Below are 21,835 nucleotides of genomic sequence, written 5' to 3' on the forward strand. Positions count from 1 at the left end.
GGCCCGCCCGTCGCCCCCCGGCTTTCGTCAGCCGCCCAGGCCGCGCAGCCGGTGGTAGACGCCGCAGGCCTGGAGCGCCAGCGGCAGCAGGGCCAGGGCGCACAGGGAGTGCAGGATGTCGGCGGCGCGCCCCCAGTAGGGGAGCAGCCGCCGGCCGGGCACCGTCCAGCCGACAACCAGCAGCACCGTGCCCACGGCCGGGAGCGCGCCCGCCAGGGCGAGGCGCCCGGTCGCCGGGGCGGCGGCCACGGTGCCGGCGAGCAGGAGCAGGATGCCGAACACGCCCGGCAGCAGGACGACCAGCCGCTGGCGGATGCTGCCGACGGCCCGCGCGTGCAGCAGGAGCAGCAAACTCAGGGCGGCGGTCTCGGCGGGCCCGGCCCAGCCGTCGATGAACGGCAGGACCGCCAGGCAGGCCGCGCAGACCGCGCCGATCGCGGTGTGGAAGGCCATCAGGTAGTCGTCCGCCACCAGCGCGCGGGGAAGGACGGCGGACGCCGGTACCGGGTCGATGTTCTCCTGCAGCTCCTCCGCGTTGCGGGGCAGCATCGGCAGCCGCAGCCCGGACAGCCGGAAGGCCGTCGACGGTACGAACGCGCCCACCAGCACCGCCGCCACCGCCATCACCGCCACCACGGCGGACGGCGTCAGCCCGACGAGCAGCAGGGCCCCCGCCATCATGCCGAGCAGGGCGGTGAGGACCACCCCGAGGAACAGCGGCGCCGCCGCGCCGACCGCCGCCAGCGCCAGGACCGCGGCACCGGCCGCGGCCGAGGACGCCGCCAGCACCCGCGCCCCCAGCAGGTCGTCGCCGCCCGGCCCCTGCGGGACCAGGAACGCGGCCAGCGCCAGGTACGGCACGGCCGCCGCGCCCAGCGCGGCGCCGGTGCCCGCGTCGGCCATCGCCCGGGAGGCGCCGGCCGCGCCGAACAGCAGCAGCAGGGCCACCAGCGCCGCGACCGCCGTGCGCGGGGCGCCCGGACCGGACACGGCCAGCGGCACCCAGCCCGCCGCGAACGCGGTCAGCGCCAGGGCCAGCGACAGGACCCGGGTCGCGGCCGGGCGCCAGGTGTCGCCCCGCCCGCTCACGCCGGTGGCCACGCCGTCCACCAGGTCGTCGAAGTGCACCGGCGGCAGCGCCTTGTGACGCTCCCTCAGGTAGAGGGACTCGCCGTCGTGCAGGCCCAGCGCCTCGGCGCTGCGCTCCTCGTCCAGCGGCTCCTCGCCGAGGCGCTGCAGCACCCAGCCGCCGTGCTCCAGCCCGTCCTCGGCGAGGTCGGGGCCGGCGTGGCCCAGGACTGCGGGCAGCAGGTCGGCCAGCGGAACGTCGGCGGGGACCGCCAGTTCGAAGGCCGTACCCGGTGCGTGGAACCTCAATCGGCACAGTCCTGCGACGACACTGTTGCTCATGCCTGTCCTTCGGCTCGGTGGGCGCACCCTGCGCTTCGGGCGCTTCGCTCTCCGCCCCGGAGAACGGCCGGTCGGGCGCCGGGTGTTCACACCGGCTGAACCCGGCGCCCCCCGCCGTCCGTCACTCCGGGAGACGGCGACGGTGGTGAGGAGGCCCGGGTGGGCGTGGTGCTGATCAAGCGGAAGCCCCGGCGGCCGGGGCCGGCGATGCCCGACGGCGAGGTCCAGCTGCAGGAGCCGCCGGTCCTGCCGGAGAAGCAAAGCGGCCTGTCGGGCATGCTCACCATGGCCCCGATGGCGCTCGGCTCGCTGTCGATGGTCTTCATGTTCCTGCACCCCGCCGGCAGCCAGGGCAGCGGCGCGCTCAGCTACGTCGCGATGGGCATGATGGCGCTCTCCGCCGTCGGCATGCTCCTCACCCAGCTGATCCGGGGCTCCAGCGACCGCAAGCAGCAACTGCGCGCCGAGCGGCGCGACTACCTGCGCTACCTCTCCCAGATGCGCCGCCAGGTGCGCCGCTCGATCGACGCGCAGCGCCGGGCGCTCGCCTGGCGCCACCCGGCCCCCGAGGAGCTGTGGACGCTGGTCGGCACCAGCCGGCTGTGGGAGCGCCGACCCGCCCACCCGGACTTCAGCGACGTCCGGATCGGCCTCGGCGCCCAGCGCCTGGCCACCCCGCTGGCCCCGCTCGCCACCAAGCCGGTCGAGGACCTGGAGCCGCTGTGCGCCCACGCGCTGCGCCGCTTCATCCACGCCTACGGCACCGTCGACGACCAGCCGATGGCCATCCACCTGCGCGGCTTCGCCCACGTGCTGCTGCGCTCCGACGACCCCGCGGCCGCCCGGGCCATGGCGCGCGCCGTGCTCGCCCAACTCGCCGCGGTGCACGGCCCGGACGAACTGACCGTCGCCGTCGTCACCGCCGGTGAGCAGCGGGCCGAGTGGGAGTGGACCAAGTGGCTGCCGCACGCCCTGCACGCGACCGACACGGACGGCGCCGGACCGGTCCGGCTGGTCGCGGGCAGCCTCGGCGAGGTCGAGCAGCTGCTCGGGGAGGAGTTCACCGGCCGTCCCGGCTTCGAACCGGACGCCACGCCCGAACGCGACGAACCCTTCACCGTCGTGGTCCTCGACGGTCCCGGCGCGCACACCGGGAGCCGGGCGGCCCTCGCCGGATACCGCAACGCCGTCCTGATCGACCTCGCCGACACCCTGGAGTGGTCCCCGGCCCGCGCCACCCTGCGGCTGCGGATCGAGGACGGCAGGCTCGCCATGGTCGGGTCGGACAGCAACCGCAAGGACGTCGTCACCGACCTCGGCCGGCCCGACGCGCTCGCCCTGCCCGCCGCGACCAGGCTGGCGGCCCGGCTCGCCCGCTACCGGATCGCCGACGGCGTCGACGCCGCCGAACCGCTCGCCACCGACTTCGACCTCACCGCCCTGCTCGGCATCGGCGACCTCAACACCCTGGACGTCGACGCGCTCTGGGCGCAGCGCGGCATCCCGCAGCGGCTGCGCGTCCCGCTGGGGCTCGGCCCCGACGGACGGCCTGTCGACCTCGACCTCAAGGAATCCGCCCAGGGCGGCATGGGCCCGCACGGCATGCTGATCGGTGCCACCGGCTCCGGCAAGTCGGAACTGCTGCGCACCCTGGTGCTCGCCCTGGCCGTCACCCACTCCTCCGAGGTGCTCAACTTCGTCCTGGTGGACTTCAAGGGCGGCGCCACCTTCCTCGGCCTCGACACCCTGCCGCACACCTCCGCGGTGATCACCAACCTGGCGGACGAGTCCTCGCTCGTCGACCGCATGCGTGACGCCCTGCACGGCGAACTCGTCCGGCGCCAGGAGCTGTTGCGCGACGCCGGCTACGCCTCGCTGCTGGACTACGAGACCGCGCGCGCCGCCGGCGCCGCGCTGCGTCCGCTGCCCACGCTCTTCGTCGTCGTCGACGAGTTCAGCGAACTGCTGTCCGCGCACCGGGACTTCATGGAGCTCTTCATCATGATCGGCCGACTCGGCCGCTCCCTCGGCGTCCACCTGCTGCTTGCCTCGCAGCGCCTCGACGAGGGCCGGATGAGCGCGCTGGAGTCCCACCTGTCCTACCGGATCGGCCTGCGGACCTTCTCCGCCATGGAGAGCCGCGGCGTCCTCGGCGTCCCCGACGCCTACCAGCTGCCCTCCCAGCCCGGCAACGGCTTCCTGCGCAGCGACATCTCCACCCTGACCCGGTTCAAGGCCGCCTACGTCTCCGGCCCGTACCGGCCCAAGCGCAGCGCCGCCCGGCAGGCCGCGATCGCCGGCCAGGTCGTCGCCTACGGCACCGACTACGTGATGCCCCGCCGACCGCAGACCGGCCCGGTCGAGCCGGAGGAGGAGCAGGCCCCCGTCGGCTCCCTCCTGGAGGTCGCCACCGGCCGGCTGCACGACGCCGGCCCGCCCGCCCACCGGGTCTGGCTGCCGCCGCTGGACGTCCCGCCGACCCTCGACGAACTGCTGCCCCCGCTCGTCCCGCACCCCCGGCGCGGCCTCACCACCGAGCACGCCGACAGCCACGGCAGCCTCAAGCTGCCCCTCGGCGTGGTCGACCGCCCCTTCCACCAGCTGCGCGACCTGCTCACCGCGGACCTGGCCGGCGCGGGCGGCCACGTCGGCGTCGCGGGCGCCCCGCAGAGCGGCAAGAGCACGCTGCTGCGCAGCCTGATCGCCGGCCTGGCCCTCACCCACACCCCGGCCGAAGTCCAGTTCTACTGCCTCGACTTCGGCGGCGGCACGCTCTCCACCCTGCGCGGCCTGCCGCACGTGGGCGGCGTCACCGGCAGGCACGACGGCGAGCGGGTGCTGCGCACCGTCGCCGAGGTCAACAGCGTCATCACCCGCCGGGAGCGGTACTTCGCCGAACTCGGCGTCGACTCGGTCGCCGACTTCCGCCGCCGCCGGGCGGCGGGCGACCTGCCCGAGGAGGAGCAGCACGGTGACGTGTTCCTGGTCGTAGACGGCTGGAACACGCTGCGCCAGGAGTTCAACGACCTCGTCCAGCCGCTCACCCTGATGTCCCAGCGCGGCCTCAACTACGGGGTCCACCTGGTCATCGGCACCACCCGCTGGGGCGAGATCGCCGGCGGCCTGCGCGACCAGCTGCAGACCCGGTTCGAGCTGCGCCTCGGCGACGCCGTCGACTCCGTGATCAACATGCGGGCCGCCGCCAAGGTCCCCAAGCTCCCCGGCCGCGGCCTCACCGAGGAGCACCTGCACTTCCTCGCCGCGCTGCCCCGGATCGACGGCTCCGGGCGGACCGACGACCTCGGCGAGGGCATCGCCGACCTGGTGGACGCGGTCGCCGCACACTGGAGCGGGCCCCGCGCCCCCGAGGTGCGGACGCTCCCGCTGAGCCTGGACGCCGGAAGCCTCCCGGCCCCCCAGGGCCGCCTGCGGGTCGCCATCGGCCTGGAGGACACCGAGCTCTCCCCGCTCTGGCACGACTTCGAGGAGCACCCGCACCTGCTGGTCGTCGGCGACACCGAATCCGGCAAGACCAACCTCCTGCGCCTGATGATCGACGCCATCACCACCGCCTACACGCCCTCCGAGGCCCGCATCATGCTGGTCGACTACCGGCGCGGCCTGTACGACGCGGTGCCCGAGGAGTACCGGCTCGGCTACGCGGTCGCCGTCGACAAGCTCCGCCAGATCGTCGACGGCGCGTCCCGGGCGATGAAGAACCGCGTCCCGTCGGCCGACATCACCCCCGCCCGGCTCAGGCTGCGCGACTGGTGGACCGGCCCGGAACTGTTCGTCCTGGTCGACGACTACGACCTGGTGGGCGCCAACAGCAGCAGCCACCCCTTCGCCGCCCTGCTGGAGTACCTCTCCCAGGGAACGGAGATCGGCCTGCACCTGGTCGTCGCCCGGGGGGCCAACGGCATCGGCCGGGGGCTCTCCGACCCGCTGCTGCGCAAGCTCCAGGAGGTCAACTCGCCCGCGCTGCTGATGTCCTGCCCGCCCTCGGAGGGCTTCCTGTTCGGCAACGTCAGGCCCCGGCCGCTCGCCACCGGGCGCGGTTCCTACATCACCCGGCGGCGGACCGTCCAGGTGCAGACCGGACACCTGGCGGCGGAGGAGGGAGAGGAGTGACCGGCCCGCCGCACCGCGCTCCCGGCCCGGTGAACCCCGGGGCCCCGTCCGCCCGTCGACAGGGTGTACGGACCAGGGATCGGCAGCAGGAGGACGGCATGGGCGGGGCAGAGCACGACGGGTTCCGGCTCGCGGCGGTGTTCGACAGCGTGGACCCGGCGGCCGGACCCGGCTTCGCGCCCGACCGGCCGCGGATCGAGGAGGACGGCGAGCGCGAGGCGGTCGCCCGCTACCTGCGGGCCGGAGCGCCGGTGCTGCTGACCACGATGCTGATGGACGACGTGGTCGACCCGGGCCGCCGGGCCGTCGTGCCGATGGGCTTCCGCACCGACGGCCGGTGGATCTGGACCGACACGGTGACGTACTACCTCCAGGAGCACGGGCTGGCGCCGGACCCGGAGCTGCTCGCGCACATCCGCGCCCAGGGCGACGGCCCGTGGCCGGAGCCCTCCCCGGCGGCCGTCGAGCGGGCGGTCGCGTTCGTGCTGGCTCCGCAGGAGGAGCCCCGGGAGCCGGTCTGGACCGTCGGGTCCTGAGCCGGCCGGAGCCCCCGTCCGCCCGCGTCCCCGCCGGCCGCACACCCCCTCCCGCCGGCCGCACACCCCGTCCCCGTCCCCGTCCCCGCCCCCGACCCCGACGAAGGGAACCCGGCATGCCGCGTCCGGCGCCGACGGTCCGCGCGGAGCAGCGCGGACCCGGCTCGTCCCGCCCGACCGGAGCAGCCCCCCGGGCCGGGGGGCGGTCCGCGGTGCTGCTCCTGGCCGTCGGCCTGCTGCTGCCGGCCGCGGCCGGTGCGGCCGCCGACACCCCGGACGCCCTGCCCGGTGTCACCCAGCTGCGGCGCGATGCCGAGGACGGGCAGAACGGATGCCTGCCGCGGTCCACCAGGGGATCTCAGCTCACCCCGTGGGCGCAGGCCTTCCTGCGACCCGACCGGGTGTGGCTGCTCAGCCAGGGCGAGGGCGTCACCGTCGCCGTCCTCGGCTCCGGGGTCGAGGACGGGAACGGCCTGCTCACCGGGCGCCTCGACCGCGCCCCGCTGCCCGGCGGCGCCGACCCCGCGCAGGACTGCGTCGGCCACGGCACCTTCCTCGCCGACCTGATCGCCGCCGACCGGCGGGAGGGGACGGGATTCGCGGGATTCGCGCCGCGGGCCAGGATCCTCGCGGTCCCGGTCACCGACGGCACGGGAGTCTCCTCGCCGGACCTGCTCGCCCGAGGGATCACCGCGGCCGTCGACCGGGGTGCCCGGGTCCTCGCGGTGGGCGTGGCGCTGCCCGCCGGCAGCGACGCGCTGGCCGCCGCCGTCCGGGCCGCCCGGGACAGGGGAGCGCTGGTCGTCGCCCCGGCGGCCCCCGACAGCGTCCCGTTCGGCAGCTCCGGGCCCGGGCCCGCCTACCCGGCGGCCTACCCCGAGGTCCTCGCCGTCCGCGACCTCGCGCCCGGCGGCGCCCTCCCCGGCAGCTCCTCGTCCGCCGCGGTCGGGGGCCGCGTCGACCTCGCCGCCCCCGGCGACGGCGTCACCGGGCCCGGCGCCGGTCCGGGCGGCCACTACATCGGCACCGGCCCCAGTTACGCCACCGCCTTCGTCGCCGCCACGGCGGCCCTCGTCCTCGGCTACCGCCCCGGCCTCACCGCCGACGGGCTGACCCGGCGCCTGGAGGACACCGCCTACCGCAGCACCGACCCGGGGTACGGCCACGGCACCGTCGACCCGATCGCCGCCGTCACCCGGTCCGGCGAGGCCGCGCCCGGCACCCCGCTCCCCGCCGCGGCCGTCGTCATGCCGCCGGCCCGCCCCGCCACCCACGCCCCGGCCCAGGCCGTGCTCGTCGCCCTCGCGGCCCTCGGCGGCTCGGCCGTGGTCGCGGCGGCGGTCGCCGCCGTCCCCCGCGCCCGCGGACGCGGCCGGCGCCCGGGACAGCCCGCCGGGGAGTGAGGAGCGTCCGGCAGGGCGCTCGTCAGTCCTGTGCCGGCCGGTCCGCCGGGTCGGGCCCCAGGGCCGCGGCCAGGCCCGTGGTGATCTCGCTCGGCCCGCCGCCGCGCCGGTCCTCGGCGCGGAAGTGGGCCAGCGCCGCGCGCAGCCGCCGATCGGCCTCCCAGGACCGGTGGCGGGCCGTCAGGTGGGCGGCGTACGACCGTTCGGCGGCCGCGTGGAGGTCCAGCAGGCCGGCCTCCCCGCAGGCGGCGAGCAGCCGGTGCCACAGGAGGTCGGCGGTGTCGTCGCGGAGCGTGGGCGCGAGCGTCCGGGCCTCGGTCAGCAGGCACCAGAGGTGGATCCGGGTGAGCGGCACGGCCGGCAGCAGGTCCCGGACCTCCCACGAGCGGCGCCGCGCGGCCTCCAGGTCGCCGGCCGCCAGGCCGACCAGGCCCTGGTGCACCGTGGCCTCGACCAGGTGGCGGGGCTCGCCGGTGGCGAGGGCGAGGGCGAGTGCGTCCGCGATGAGCCGCTCGGCCTCGGCGCGGTCGCCGACCAGCGCGGTGGCCAGGCCGAGGGTGGCGAGCGAGCGGATGCGGGCGGCCGCGGCCCCGGGGCCCCCCGCCGGGTCGAGGACGGCGACGGCCCGGCGCGCCGCCTCGGCCGCTTCTCGGGGTCGCTCCAGCGCGACCAGGGCCCGGGCCCGGGAGTCGTGCAGCAGCGCGACCGGCACCGGGTCGCCGCACCGCTCGGCGGCCCTGCGGCCGGTGTCGGCGCAGTCGAGCCAGGCGGTGAAGCGGCCGAGGCCGTGGTGGAGCGCCCCGCTGAACAGGGCGAGTTGCCAGGCGCGCCCCGGGTCGGTGCGGGCGGTCGTCTCCGTCAGCGCACGGACGGTTGGCTCCTCGGCGCGGAACCAGTCGAGCGCGGTGCGGATGTCGGCGATGTCCGGGAGGGCCTGCGGCGGGTGCGCCGGCGCCCCGGCCCCCTCCTGCCAGGGGTCGAGGAAGCGTCCGCAGCGCCGGAGGACGGCGAGGACGTAGTCCGCCAACCGCTCGCCCGGCAACTGCCGCAGCGGCTCCGCCCGTTCGGCGAGCAGCCCGGCGCCGAACGGGCGCACCAGGGGAGCGCGGCCGTAACGCCCCGGCCCGGCGCCGGTGAGCAGGTGGTGGGCGGCCAGCTCGTCCAACGCCCGGCGGGCGGCCGGGGTGTCGGTGCCGAGCAGCGCGGCGCTCGTGAGGGCGTCGACCCGGTCGCCCGGGTGTGCGGCCAGGGCGGCGAGCAGGTCGGCGGCCGGTGCGGAGAGTCGACGGCGCGTCAGGTCGAGCCGGGGGTGGACACCGAAGGTGCTGTCCGTGCTCAGGGCGGTCAACCGCTGCTGTTCGTCCGCGAGTTCGTCCGCGAACGCCGACAGCGACCAGCCGGGCTGGGCGGCCAGCCGGGCCGCCGCGATCCGCAGCGCGAGCGGCAGCCGGTCGCACAGCCGGACGAGACGGGCGGCCGCCCGCGGATCGCCGTGCACCCGTTCGGGCGTCAGGGCGTGCTCCAGGAGGAGCAGGGCGTCCTCCTCCGGCAGTTCGGCCAGTTGCAGCACGGCGGCCCCGTCGAGGGCGAGCAGGTCCTGCAGGTGCCCCCGGCCGGTGACGACCGTCACGCAGCCGGGGTCCGGCAGCAGGTCGACTACCTGGTCGGCGCCGTCGGCGTCGTCCAGGACCACCAGCAGCCGCCGGCCCGCGGTGCGTTCGCGGAACAGCCGCGCCCGGTCGGCGCGGTCCGCGGGCACGGCCCCGGCGGGGACGCCGAGCTCGTCCAGGAAGTCGGCCAGGACCTCCTCGGGCCGGGCCGGCCCGGACGCGGTGAGGCCGCGCAGGTCGGCGTACAGCAGGCCGTCGGGGAACCGGGCGGCGGCCCGGTGCGCCCAGACGACGGCCAGCGCGCTCTTGCCGACGCCGGGCGGCCCGGTCACCAGGATCGGGCCGCCCGCGGTGCGCCCGGGGAGACCGGCCCGGTCCAGCCGGTCGAACTCCGCCCGCCGCCCGGCGAACCCGGTCGGCCGGCGCGGCAGTCGGCGGGGGACGCGGACGGTGGGCCCGACGGGGGCGGCCGCCTCGGCCGGCTGCTCCGGGCCGTCGTCGGCCAGCACCTCGGCGAGGGCGGCCTGCAGCGCGGGGCCGGGCCGGATGCCCAGTTCGCGGTCCAGCCGCCGACGGGTCCGGTGGTACGCGGTGAGCGCGTCCGCCGGCCGTCCGGCCCGGTGCAGACAGCGCATCAGCAGCGCCACCAGCTCCTCCCGCAGCCCGTCCGTGCGCACGTGCTGCTCCAGTGCGGCGACGGCGGCCGCGCCGGTGCCCCGGCGCAGCTGCAGCGCGGCCCAGCGGAGCAGGACGTCGGTGCGGGTCCGGTTCAGGTGGTCCACCGCGGCGGTGCGCAGCGGGGTGTCGGGGAGGTCGGCCAGCGCTTCGCCGCGCCACAGCCGCAGCGCCTCCTCCAGCAGGGCCACGGCCTCGGCGTCCTCGGGCGGGCCGGCCGCGTCGGCGGGTCCGGCGGTACGGGTCGCCAGCGCCTCGAAGCGCAGCGCGTCCACGTCGTCCGCCGGCCCGGTCAGCAGGTAGCCGCCGTCCCGGGTGCGCAGCTCGAACGGGGTGTCGACGAGGACCTTGCGCAGGGCGGCGACGTGCCCCTGCACCGCCGCCCGCGCACTGCTCGGCGGCCGGTTGCCCCACAGCACCTCGCAGAGCCGCTCCACGGGCACGACCCGTCCGAGCTCCAGCGCCAACAGTGCCAGCACCGCCCGGCGTTGGGCCCCCGCCACGGTGGTGAAACCGACCGGTCCGGTCCGCAGTTCCACCGGACCGAGCAGCCGGATCCGCACCCCGTACCCCCTCCGTCCACACCGCCGGGCGCCACGGGTAGGCGCCGGGGGACGCAGTGTAGTGTGCGCAGTTGTCCGGGATGTGTCATCGGTCCGGCCCTGCCGGCGGACGCGCCGCGGGCACGGAGCGACCGGCGGGGGCCGCGGAGGGCGGACGTGCCGGGGGAGGCCGGGAGGGGCTCGGCCGCGGGGGAGGGGCGCGTGCGCATCGATCTGCTGGGGCCGGTGGTCGTACGGCGGCCGGACGGCGCCGTCGTGACGCCCTCGGCCCTGAAACGACGGGCCCTGCTCAGCGCCCTGGCCATCAGGCTCAACCGGACGGTGGCCACCGGAGAACTGATCGACCTGGTCTGGGACGGCGCCGCGCCGCCCACCGCGCGGGCCGCCCTGCAAGGACACGTCGCCGCACTGCGCCGCCTGCTGGACGGGCCGGGGTTCGCCCTGGAGACCCGGGGCTCCGGATACCTGCTGGCCGGTGACCCCGATCGGGTCGACGCCCTGCGCTTCGCCCGCCTCTGCGAGGAGACGGCGCTACTGCCGGGCGAACCGGCCGGCCTCGCCGCGGCGGGCCGGGAATGCCCCCTACCGACGTTGCGGACCGCACTGGACCTGTGGCGCGGGCCCGCGCTCGCCGACTGCGGCTCGGACCGGCTGCGCGCACGGGAGCTCCCGCACCTCACCGGCCTGCGGCTCGACGCGCTGGAACGGCTGGCCGAGACCCTGCTGCGGTCCGGCCGGGGCGGCGAGGCCGTCGCCCCGCTGACCGAGGCCGCCGCCTCCCACCCGTCCCGGCGGACCCTGGCCGCCCTGCTGGAGCGCTGCCTGCGGCAGGACGGGCGGCACCCGCAGGCGCGGGAGCGCTTCGGCCGCGCGCCGGTCCGCCCGGCGGGGCTGCCCGGGGCTGGGTCGTACGGCGCTGGGTCGCTCGGGGCGGGGCTGCCCGGGGCTGGGTCGTACGGCGCTGGGTCGCACGGTGCGGGGCTGCCTGGCGCTGGGCCGCTCGGGGCGGGAACTGCGACGGTTGCCCGGCCTCCCGGGCCCGACCGCCGCTTCTGCGGCCGCAGCCTCGAACTCGCCCGCCTGGACGAGGCGCTGCCCGCTGCCCGGGCCGGCAGCCCGGTCCTGGTCACGGGCCCGGCGGGGGCGGGCAAGACCGCCCTGGTCCGGTCCTGGGCCGCGCAGCGGGCCGGGGACTTCCCGGACGGCGTCCTGGAGGCCGCCCTGGGCGGGTTCGACCCGGGCGGGCCACGGGAACCCGCGGACGTCCTGGGCGGTTTCCTCACCACGCTCGGTGTCGCGCCGGACGACCTCCCCGCGTCGACGACCGAACGCTCCCGCCGCTACCGCGAACTCGTCGCCGGCCGGCGGATGGCGGTCCTGCTGGACGACGCGGCCTCCCGGGAACAGCTCCTCCCCCTGCTGCCCGACCCGCCGCCGCCCGGCGCCGAAGGCGAGGGGCGGACCCCGGTCACCGTCGTCACCAGCCGCAGCCGCCTGCACCGCCTGCTGGTCCACGAGGGCGGCGTCCCGGTGCCGGTGGGCGCCCTCACCCACGAGGACGCCGTGGCGCTGCTCACCCGCGCCTGGGGTCCGGACCGGGCCGAGGACGACCCGGGAGCCGTCGCCGAACTCGTCGACCGCTGCGAGCGCCTGCCGCTGGCCCTGCGGCTGGCCGCCGCCCGGCTGGCCGCCCGTCCGGACTGGTCGGCGAGCGCTCTGGCCCAGGAACTCGCCGACCCGGAGGCGGGGTTGACGGCCCTGACGGGGTCCGGCACCGGACCGTCGGGTGCCCCGGCCGGCCTGGCCGCCGCCCTGGACCGGACCCACCGGACGCTGGCTCCGCCCGCGGCCCGGCTGTTCGCCCTGCTCGGCCTGCACCCCGGAGCGGTGATCGACACCGCGGCCGCGGCCGCCCTGGCCGGCGCCCCGCGCACCGCCACCCGTACCCTGCTGGCCGAACTGGACGCGGTCCACCTGCTGGACGAGGCGGCTCCCGGCCGCTACACCAGGCGCGAATCGGTGCGCCGCCACGCCGCCCGGTACGCCGCCGAGCTCGACCGGGACGAACGGTCCGCCGCCCTCGACCGGTTGACGGACCACTACCTGGACGTCACCGCCGACTGGACGGCCGCGTGCACGGCGGAGGGCGGGCCGGCGTCGATCAGGGGCGCGTTCGAGGAGGCAGAGGGCAGCCTGCGCGCCCTGGTGCTCCTCGGCGAGCGCACCGGTCCGACCCCCGGCACCTGGCGGCTCGCCCACCGCACCGCCCTGCTCCACGAGCAGACCGACCACGACCGGTCCCACTGGCGGACCGTCGCCGAGGCCGGACTGCGCGCCGCCCGGGCCGGGAACGACGACGCGGCCGTCGCCCGGCTCGGCACGGACCTCGCGGTCCTCCACACCGTACGGGCGGCCCACCACGCCGCCGCGGTCGAGCTGGACCACGCGGTCGCGGCGGCCGCCCGGGCCGGGGACGAGGCCCTGCGCCACGACTGCCGCGGCCGGGTGGCCGCCGCGCTGCTGCGCACCGGGCAGCACCGCCGGGCCCTGCCCATGCTCGTCGACCTGGTGGAGGCCGCCCGGAGCCCGGCCACCGCCCACCTGCTGGTGCCCGCACTGACCGGCCTCGCCGATGCCCTGGTCCTGGCCGGGGAACCGGGCCCGGCCCTCGCCCGTGCCGACGAGGCCGTCCGGGCCGCCACCACCCTCGGCGAGGACGCCGCGGCCGTCCTGGCGCTGCACAGTCGCGCCCGGGCCCTGCACGTGCTCGGTCGGCGCGACGCCGCGATCGCCTCCGCCCGGCTCGCGGTCGCCCTCGGCCGGACCGCCGGCGTCCTCGCGGCCGAGAAGCGCGCCCACGAACTGCTCGCCGACCTGATGGGCGCGATCGGCCGGGGCATCGAGGGGCCCGTACCCCCGCGGTGAGCCGCGGCACCGACCGCCGTCCGCTGACCCGGACCGCCCCGCCCGCCCCGTCCGCCTGTCGCGGCCCGGTGCGCTCCTCCGCACCCGGGCATCGGCAGTTCCGGGGAGACGGAGAGGCAGAACTGGGGAGGAACCTCCGGCGGTTCTTCCTGCAGAACGCCCGCGCCGCCGGATCCGCCCGGGGCCGGACCGGCCCCGGACCGCAGGTGGTGCCGGGTGCGTTTCACGATCATGGATACTTCTGCCTGTTCGGGCAGAACTGCCGAACGCGAGCAGGCATGCGGTCACGGCGTGACCGGACGAGTGGGGGACGGGGCATGGTGGCTGGGGACGGCGGCAGGACCGACACGGGCGATTTCGGCCGGCTGTTGGCCGGGTACCGGACGGCGGCGGGTCTGACCCAGGAGGAGCTAGCCGCAGCCGCCGGCGTCAGCCTGCGCGCCCTCGGTGACATGGAACGCGGCCGCACCCGCGGGCCGCAGCGCCGCACCGTCCGGGCGCTGGCCGCCGCCCTGCACCTGGCGGACGACCGGGCCGGGGCACTGGAGCGGGCCGCCCAGGCCGGGCGTCCGCGCAGCGTGCGGCCCGAACCCGCCCCGGTCGGGACCCCCGTCCCGGTCGAGGCACCCGTCCCGGTCGGGGAGCGCCCCCCGGTCGGGGACCGCGGCCCGGCGCTGCGGGCGCCCGCCGTCGGCGAGGGGCAGAGCTCCCTCGCCCTGCCCCGCGACATCGCCGACTTCACGGCCCGCGAGGACGTCCTCGCCGAACTCGTCGCCCTCGCTTCGGAGGACCTGCCCGCGCACCCCCGCGTGGTGCTCGTCAGCGGCCAGCCCGGCCTCGGCAAGACGGCCTTCGCCCTGCACACCGCCCACGTCCTGGCCGGGCGCTTCCCCGACGGCCAGCTCTCGCTCAACCTCGGTGCCATGTCCGCGCAGCCGCTGTCCGCGCACGACGCCCTCGGCCAGGTGCTGCGCGCCCTGGGCGTGCCGGACGCGGCCGTGCCCGTCGGGGCGGAGGAACGGGCCGGGCTCTACCGGGCACTGGTGCGCGAGCGCCGGCTGCTCCTGGTCCTGGACGACGCCGCCGACGAGGGCCAGGTGCGCCCGCTGCTGCCGGGCTCCGGACCGACGATGACCATCGTGACCAGCCGCAACCTGCTGCCGGGGCTGGAATCGGTGCGCCGGCTGAGCCTGGACGTGCTCACCGCGGCCGAGGCGGCCGACCTGCTCGCCCGGATCGCGGGCCGCGAGCGGATCGGGGCCGCCCCGGACACGACCGCGGAGCTGGCCCGGCTGTGCGGCTACCTGCCGCTGGCCCTGCGGATCGCCGGGCAGCGCCTGGTCGCCCGGCCGCAGCAGACCGTCGCCCACCTGGTGCGCCAACTGGCCGCCGAGGAGAACCGCCTGGACCTGCTGCAGACCGGCGACCTGGCGATCCGTCCCGCCTTCGACCTGTCCTACCGGCGGCTGCCCGCCGAGTCCCGGCTGGTGCTCCGGCGCAGCGCCCTGACGGCCGGGCCGGACTTCTCGGCGGCCGTCGCCGCGGCCCACACCGGCCTCCCGGAGGTCCGCACCGAGCTGCTCCTGGAGCAGCTGGCCGACGCGGGCCTGGTCCAGGCGCTCGGCGCGGACCGCTACCGGCTGCACGACCTGATCCGGCTCTGCGCCGGCGAGCGGCTGGCCGTCGACGAGACGGCCGAGGAGGTGGCGCAGGCCCGCGACCGGGCCGCCCGGCTGCTGCTCGGCCGCACCGTCGCCTGCGGGCTGCGGTTCGACCCCGAGCACGCCGAGGACGGCACCGGCACCGCCGAGGCGGCACAGTGGCTCGAACGGGAGCACCCCGACTGGCTGGCCGCCCTGCACCACGCGCGGCGGACCGGACTCCACCGCGAGGTGATCGACACCGCCGAGGCCGTGCACTGGTTCTCCGACCGGCTCATGAGCTGGGGCATCTGGGAAGAGGTCTTCCAGCTCTCGGTGGACGCGGCCCGCGCGCTCGGCGACCGACAGGCCGAGGCCGTGCACGTCAACTACCTCGCCTGGACGTACGTCACCTGCCTGCACCGCTACCGGCAGGGCATCGAACTGGCCGCCGAAGGGCTCCGGTTGGCACAGGAACTGGGCGACCGCGAGCAGCAGGGCTGGGCGCTGGTCTACCTCTCCACCGGTCTGCGCCGCCTGGAACGCCACCACGAGGCCCTCGACTCCATCCAGCGGGCGGCGGACGCGTTCGCCGGGATCGACAACCGCTCGGCGGCGATCGGCCGGCTGGTGGCGCTGCGCGTCACCGCCAACTGCCTGCGCGAGTCCGGCCGGCCGGAGGAAGCGGCGGACACCCGCCGACGCGTCCTCGCCGGCGCGATGGAACTGGTGGAGCGCCGGCCCTCGCCGCCGATGCACCTGCTGGCCGCCATGACCGCCCACGAACTCGGCCTGGACCGCGCGGCACTGAAGCACTGGCCGGCCGCCGAGGCGGCCTACCGACAGGCCCTCGTCCACTACGAGGAGGCCGGCCGGCCCGACAGCATGACCAAGACCCTGACCGAACTGGGCACCGCGCTGATCGAGCAGGGCCGCGCCGAGGAGGCCCGGGAACTGCTCACCGAGGCGCTCAGCGGGCTCGGCGAGGACAGCCGCACCGACCCGGACACCCGGCGCCCGCTCGGCCGCGGCCCGGTCCGGCCCTAGGGTCCGTGCCCTGGCCCGCGCGCTGCTCCGCGGCGTCCCGGGCCGGATCCCGGCGCGTCACCAGGACACCTCGGCCCCGCCCCCGTCCGTAGCGGTCGTCCGGCCGCCGCCGGTGCCGGTGCCCCCGCCGCTGCTGGTGACCGGTCGGCCGCCGGCCGCGGGGTCCGGGCCGCTGGCCCACCCGCCGCCGCTGGTGGCCACCCGCACGCCGGACCCGGCCTCCGTCCACCCGCCCCGCGGCGCCGCGGCCGTCGCCCGGGCCTCCCCGGTCGCGGCCGTCGTCCGGGCCTCCCGCGCCGCGGACCCGGTGCCGACCGGGACCGCCCGGGTCGTCCGTTCGGCGGCCGGACGCCGGGCCTCGGCGCGGTCGATCCGGATCACCACGTTGCGCTCGCGGTTGGCGCGGTTCGGCCAGTCGTGGTCCTTGCTCCAGACCAGCTGGCTGCGGACGCCGTCCACGTCCGCCCACCTGCCCTGGGTGGCACGGACGTTCGGCCGCCAAGCCCCGTCGTACTCGTGCTCCAGGGACAGGTCCCACCCGCGGCCGCAGGCGCTGTCGTCGATGAGCTCGCTCGCTCCGACCGTGCCGGGGATCACCACGGTCTCCCCCCGCCGGATCTCCACCACGATGCGCTGCGGCCAGTCCGCGTCCACCCCGACGACGGTGATCCTGCAAGGACCTTCGTACCAGGTCATGGGCAACCTCCCGCGCTCGCGCCGACCGAGCCCGGGACCGGACTCTCCGACCAGGCGAACGGCTCCCCCCGCCCCGGGGGTTCGAACCCCCGGTCCGCGACTCCGGAACCGACCGCCGGTCCCGCGACCATCCGCTCGAACGGGTGAACCGCCGGGCGGGTCCGGGCCGTAACGAGGGAGGGAGCGTCCGCGGGCCGATCGGCGGGGCGCTCCCGTCGACCGGACCGCATGGGAAGCCGAGGAGTTCTGGTGGGTACGAACACGGGTGGAGACGGTTCTCAGTCCGGGGGCATTCAACTGCCCACGGTCGCCTGGGAGATCGAGGACGACCCGGCAGCCGTCGCGACCGCCGTCGCGACCGCCGTCGCGACCGCCGCCGCGACCGGTGCCGAGACCGACGCGCCCTCGTACGGGCAGGTCGAACCGGCGGCGGCAGAGGCGGCGGCAGAGGCGCCGGCCGAGCCGAGGTACGGCCGGGTGCTGCCCGACCCCAACGCGGTGCGCCGTCAGCCGGAGCCCGTCGAGCCGCAGCCCGAGCCCGCCGCCGTTGTCGAGCCCGAGCCTGAGCCCGAGCCCGTCGCCGACGACCGGCGGTCCCGGCGTCCGAACCGCATCCCGCCCGGGGTGTTCCCGTTCCTGTCACCCGAGCCGGTGCCCCGCGACGCGCCCATGCCCGACCCGACCGCCGTCGGCCTCGATGGCGGAGTCCCGGACGGGATCGACGAGGAGGAGGCGGAGCCCCGCCGGTCCAAGAAGCCGATGGTGTTCGCTGCCGTCGCCGTCGGCGCGCTGCTGCTGGGCCTGCCGTTCGTGCTGACCGGCGGCGGCTCGAAGGCCCCCGCCGCTGCGGCCGAGCAGCCGCCCGCCGGGGTCAGCGGGCCCGGCGACCCGCTGCCCACCCCGGGCCCGAACGATCCCACCGCCGTCGCGGTGCCGGTCGACGGGGTGCCGGCCCCCAGCGGCTCGGCCTCGCCGACCGACGCCACCAACGGCGGCGCGGGCGGGACCGGCGGTGCGAACGGCACGGTCGACCGCCCCGCCGGCGGGGCCGGTTCGCAGGGCGGTCAGGGCACCTCCGGCGGCGCGGCCACCGGCGGCAGCGCGGGCGGCGGCACCGGTGGCGGTACGGGCGGCGGCTCCACCTCCGGCGGCGGTACGGGCGGCGGGTCGACCTCCGGCGGCGGCGCCCCGGTCGTCCCCCCGCCGACCAAGACCACCCCCGCCGCGCCGACCTTCACCGCCGTCGCGGGAACCGGCTGCACCAACACGGGCGGCGGCTACGACCAGAACGGCTACTACACCGACGGCAGCAAGGGCTGGACCACCAGTACGACCGGCGGGTACGCGGGTTCGGGCTGCAGCGGCAAGTACGTGTCGGTGCCGATGTCCGGCAGCGCCAGCAAGGACGCCGGCAAGTCGGTGCTGTGGGCGTTCAGCACCAATCCGGTCCCCTCCGGCACCTGCAAGATCTCGGTGTTCATCCCGAACAACGGCGACGTGAAGGCCGTCGGCGGCAAGCCCGCCTACTACACCGTGCAGCGGTACTTCACCACCGGCGAGGGCACCATCAGCGCGTTCACCATCGACCAGACCGCCAACCGCGGCAAGTGGGTCAACGCCGGAACCTTCCCCGTCACCAACGGGAAGATCGCCGTGATGCTGCACGACCGCGGCGTCGACTTCGGCTCCGGCGCCGACCAGGCCCACCACGCCGCCTCCGCCGTCCGGGCCGACTGCTCCTGACGGAACACCGGCACCTGGCGCCCCGTCGACCGCTCGCAAGACCGCCCAGCCCACCCTGAAAGAGGAGAGCCCACGCCATGTCGCGCCACGTGCTGACGGTGTGCCCGGAACAGCGGGACGGCCGCTACCGCACGATCGGTGAGGCACTGGCGGAGGCCCGCAGCGGCGCGGTGATCTCGGTCCGGCCCGGCCGGTACGAGGAGAACCTGGTGATCAGCAAGCTGGTCACCATCACCGCCGCCGAGGCCCGCGGCACCGTCCGGATCACCGCCCGGCGCGGCTGCGTGGTCCAGGTCACCGCCGAGGCGGTGCAGTTGACCGGCCTGATCCTGCAGGGCCAGGACGAGGAACTGCCCGCCGTCGACGTGCCGCGCGGCCAGGCCGCCTTCCAGGACTGCGAGGTCGTCGGCAACTCCTGGACCGCCCTGCTCACCCGCGGCGACGGCTCGCTGGCGATGCGCGGCTGCCGGGTCACCAACCCGGCCGGCGCCGGCCTGGTGGAGACCTCCACCGGCAACAGCGTCATCGAGGACTGCGTCGTCGAACACCTCGGCAGCTCCGCCGTGGTGATCGGCGAACGGGCCGACCCGCTGCTGCGCAACTGCGTGCTGCGCGACGCCCGCGGCAACGGCATCTGCGCCAACGGCAACGCCCGCGGCACCTTCGAGGACTGCGAGGTCTCCGTCACCGACAAACCCGGCATCGCCCTGGAGGAGGACAGCACCACCCGGCTGCTGCGCACCGACGTCCGCGACACCACCATCGGCGTCTACATCAGCTCCACCGCCCGGGTCGTGCTGGAGGACTGCACGGTCACCGGCACCTCCGGCCACGGCATCGCGCTCGCCGCCGGCACCGACCCCGAACTGCGCCGCTGCCGCACCGCCCGCACCGCCGGCCACGGCATCCACGTCACCGGCCGCTCCCGCGGCACCTTCGAGGACTGCGAGGTCGCCGCCGCCCAGGGCACCGGCGTCTGGATCGGCGAATCCTCCGGCCCCACGCTGCTGCGCACCGTGGTCCGGGACTGCGGCGGCGACGGCCTGGAGCTGACCGGCGACAGCGCCGCCGACCTGGACCGGCTGGAGGTCCGTGACACCGCCGGCACCGGCGTGCTGATCACCGAGGGCGCCAACCCGCGGCTGCGCCGCGCCGCCGTGCACCACGCCAAGGGCGACGGGGTGGCCGTCCTGCGGGACGGGCGCGGCCAGTTGGACAAGTGCGAGGTACTGGACGCCGGCCGCTCCGGCATCCGGATCGCCGACGGCGCCGACACCCGGATCGGCGACACCGCGGTGCGCGACGCGGCCGGCTCCGGCGTGCTGGTCGGCCGGGTCGGCACCGCACACCTGCGGGACTGCGAGATCACCGGCTCCGGCGAGGACGGCATCACCGCCGAGGACGACTCCGACCTGAACTGCACCCGGGTCCGCGCCGTCGGCAACCGCCGCCACGGCCTCCGGCTCGGCACCGGCGCCCGCGCCGTCCTGGTCAGGGTCGCCGCCGCCGAGAACACCGGCGACGGCGTCCGCACGGACTCCGTCGAGGCCGTCCGGCTCACCGCCTGCACGTTCTCCCGCAACAAGGGCTCCGGCCTGCGACAGACCGTCCCCAGCGAGCGGCTCGCCGTGGAGGAGCTGCTCAGCGAGGAGAACGGCCTGCCCGACGCGCACGGCACCGCCGCCGCCACCCAGTCGTCCGTCCCGGCCGCCCCCGAGGCCGGGACGGATCCCGCCACCGGCGACCCGACCGCCGCCGCCGACGGGCCGGCCGCGCCCGCCCCGCCCGCCGCCCCGCCCGGCCCGCTGGAGGTGCTGGAGTCGCTGGTCGGCCTGGCCGAGGTCAAGGAGCAGGTCGCCACCCTGGTCAACCTCAACAAGCTGGCCCGGCGCCGCGAACTCGCCGGCATGCCCGCCCTGCCGATGAGCCGGCACCTGGTCTTCGCGGGCCCGCCCGGCACCGGCAAGACCACCGTCGCCCGGCTCTACGGCAGCATCCTGGCCGAACTCGGCGTGCTGGCCGGCGGCCAGCTGGTCGAGACCGCCCGCGCCGACCTGGTCGCCTCCGTCATCGGCGGCACCGCCCTGAAGACCACCGAGGTGTTCCGCTCCGCGCTCGGCGGCGTCCTGTTCGTCGACGAGGCGTACACCCTCTCGGCCGGCTCCGGCGGCAGCGGCCCCGACTTCGGCCGGGAGGCGATCGACACCCTGGTCAAGCTGATGGAGGACCACCGCGAGGAGATCGTCGTCATCGTGGCCGGCTACTCCACCGAGATGACCGACTTCCTGGCCTCCAACCCCGGCCTCGCCTCCCGGTTCAGCCGCACCGTCGAGTTCGCCAACTACTCCGACGAGGAACTCGTCACCATCGTCGAACGCGCCGCCGCGAACCACGGCTACACCCTCGCCGACGGCACCCGGGATGCCCTGCGCACCCTGTTCGAACGGCTCCCCAAGGGCGAGGACTTCGGCAACGGCCGGGCCGCCCGCAAGGTCTTCGAGGAGATGGTGGACCGGCAGGCCACCCGCCTCGCCACCCGCCCCGAGATCTCCGACGAGGACCTGGCCCGGCTGCTCGCCGAGGACGTCACCCCCGCCGGACCCGACCCCGCCGCCCGCAAGGACGGCACCGAGCTGCTCGCCGAACTCCGCGCCATGGTCGGCCTCCCCGCCGCCAAGGAGCAGGTCGAGGACCTGGTCGACCTGCTCCGGCAGAACCGCCGCCGCGAGGAGGCCGGCCTGCCCACCGCCCGGATCGGCCACCACCTGGTCTTCGCCGGCCCGCCCGGCACCGGCAAGACCACCGTCGCCCGGCTCTACGGCCAACTCCTCGCCGAACTCGGCGTACTGCCCACCGGCCAGCTGGTCGAGACCGCCCGCGCCGACCTGGTCGGCCGCTACATCGGCCACACCGCCCAGCTCACCAAGGAGGCCTTCGACCGGGCCCGCGGCGGCGTCCTGTTCATCGACGAGGCGTACACCCTCACCCCGCGCAACGGCGGCGGCAACGACTTCGGCCAGGAAGCCGTCGACACCCTGATGAAACTGATGGAGGACCACCGCGACGAGGTCGTGGTCATCGTCGCCGGATACGAGGACGAGATGCAGCACTTCCTCGCCTCCAACCCCGGCCTCGCCTCCCGCTTCTCCCGGCAGATCGAGTTCGGCCACTACACCGACGAGGAACTCGTCACCATCGTCGGCCGCCACGCCGAGCAGGCCGGGTACACCTGCGCCCCCGAGACCGTCGCCGCCCTCGCCCGGCACTTCGCCGCCGTCCCCCGAGACCGCACCTTCGGCAACGGCCGCTACGCCCGCCAGACCCTCGAAGGCATGATCACCTGCCAGGCCCGCCGCCTCGGCCGCCTCGACTTCGCCGACGTCTCCGAACTCAGCCTCCTCCTCCCGCAGGACATCGCCGACACCCGCCCCCGCAACCCCGCATAGGCCTGTCCGG

10 protein-coding genes are annotated in these 21,835 nt (G+C 76.7%); 7 read left to right on the plus strand and 3 right to left on the minus strand.

Annotated features, from left to right (window positions below):
* Window positions 1-27: 27 nt before the first annotated feature.
* Entirely contained in the window at window positions 28-1,377 is a 1,350-nt protein-coding gene (eccD, locus tag ABEB06_RS35855; protein WP_345701110.1) for a type VII secretion integral membrane protein EccD, read from the minus strand.
* Window positions 1,378-1,617: 240 nt separating this feature from the next.
* Between eccD and eccCa the strand changes: the two genes are divergently transcribed.
* The 3 genes from eccCa to ABEB06_RS35870 all read left to right on the plus strand — a co-directional run bounded on the left by eccCa (window position 1,618) and on the right by ABEB06_RS35870 (window position 7,480).
* On the plus strand, window positions 1,618-5,541 hold the full coding sequence (gene eccCa / locus ABEB06_RS35860; RefSeq protein WP_345702097.1) for a type VII secretion protein EccCa: 3,924 nt from the start codon (window positions 1,618-1,620) through the stop codon (window positions 5,539-5,541).
* A gap of 98 nt (window positions 5,542-5,639) precedes the next feature.
* Complete coding sequence (locus tag ABEB06_RS35865) at window positions 5,640-6,077, plus strand: hypothetical protein (protein WP_345701111.1); 438 nt, start codon at window positions 5,640-5,642, stop codon at window positions 6,075-6,077.
* 116 nt (window positions 6,078-6,193) lie between these two features.
* Window positions 6,194-7,480 carry a S8 family serine peptidase gene (locus tag ABEB06_RS35870; RefSeq protein WP_345701112.1) on the plus strand — a complete coding sequence of 429 codons (1,287 nt, stop codon included), beginning with the start codon at window positions 6,194-6,196 and terminating at the stop codon, window positions 7,478-7,480.
* Between the two features lie 22 nt (window positions 7,481-7,502).
* Here ABEB06_RS35870 and ABEB06_RS35875 read toward each other — a convergent pair whose 3' ends face one another.
* Window positions 7,503-10,328 carry an AfsR/SARP family transcriptional regulator gene (locus ABEB06_RS35875; protein WP_345701113.1) on the minus strand — a complete coding sequence of 942 codons (2,826 nt, stop codon included), beginning with the start codon at window positions 10,326-10,328 and terminating at the stop codon, window positions 7,503-7,505.
* A 201-nt stretch (window positions 10,329-10,529) separates the two neighbouring features.
* Between ABEB06_RS35875 and ABEB06_RS35880 the strand changes: the two genes are divergently transcribed.
* Both ABEB06_RS35880 and ABEB06_RS35885 read left to right on the plus strand, forming a co-directional pair.
* The gene (locus ABEB06_RS35880) at window positions 10,530-13,253 is read left to right on the plus strand and encodes an AfsR/SARP family transcriptional regulator (protein ID WP_345701114.1); all 2,724 of its coding nucleotides are present in this window, start codon (window positions 10,530-10,532) and stop codon (window positions 13,251-13,253) included.
* Window positions 13,254-13,570: 317 nt separating this feature from the next.
* A complete protein-coding gene (locus ABEB06_RS35885) occupies window positions 13,571-15,940 on the plus strand; it encodes an ATP-binding protein (protein ID WP_345701115.1) in 2,370 nt (789 codons plus the stop codon).
* Window positions 15,941-15,997: 57 nt separating this feature from the next.
* On the opposite strand, the gene ABEB06_RS35890 is transcribed toward ABEB06_RS35885, so the two are convergent.
* On the minus strand, window positions 15,998-16,636 hold the full coding sequence (locus ABEB06_RS35890; protein ID WP_345701116.1) for a hypothetical protein: 639 nt from the start codon (window positions 16,634-16,636) through the stop codon (window positions 15,998-16,000).
* 249 nt (window positions 16,637-16,885) lie between these two features.
* On the opposite strand from ABEB06_RS35890, the gene ABEB06_RS35895 reads away from it, so the two are divergent.
* Window positions 16,886-18,379 carry a hypothetical protein gene (locus ABEB06_RS35895; RefSeq protein ID WP_345701117.1) on the plus strand — a complete coding sequence of 498 codons (1,494 nt, stop codon included), beginning with the start codon at window positions 16,886-16,888 and terminating at the stop codon, window positions 18,377-18,379.
* Window positions 18,380-18,456: 77 nt separating this feature from the next.
* Window positions 18,457-21,825: a right-handed parallel beta-helix repeat-containing protein gene (locus tag ABEB06_RS35900; RefSeq protein ID WP_345701118.1), complete on the plus strand. Its 3,369-nt coding sequence runs from the start codon at window positions 18,457-18,459 to the stop codon at window positions 21,823-21,825.
* Window positions 21,826-21,835: the final 10 nt, after the last annotated feature.

The sequence above is a fragment of the Kitasatospora terrestris genome (assembly GCF_039542905.1).
GTDB lineage: Bacteria > Actinomycetota > Actinomycetes > Streptomycetales > Streptomycetaceae > Kitasatospora > Kitasatospora terrestris.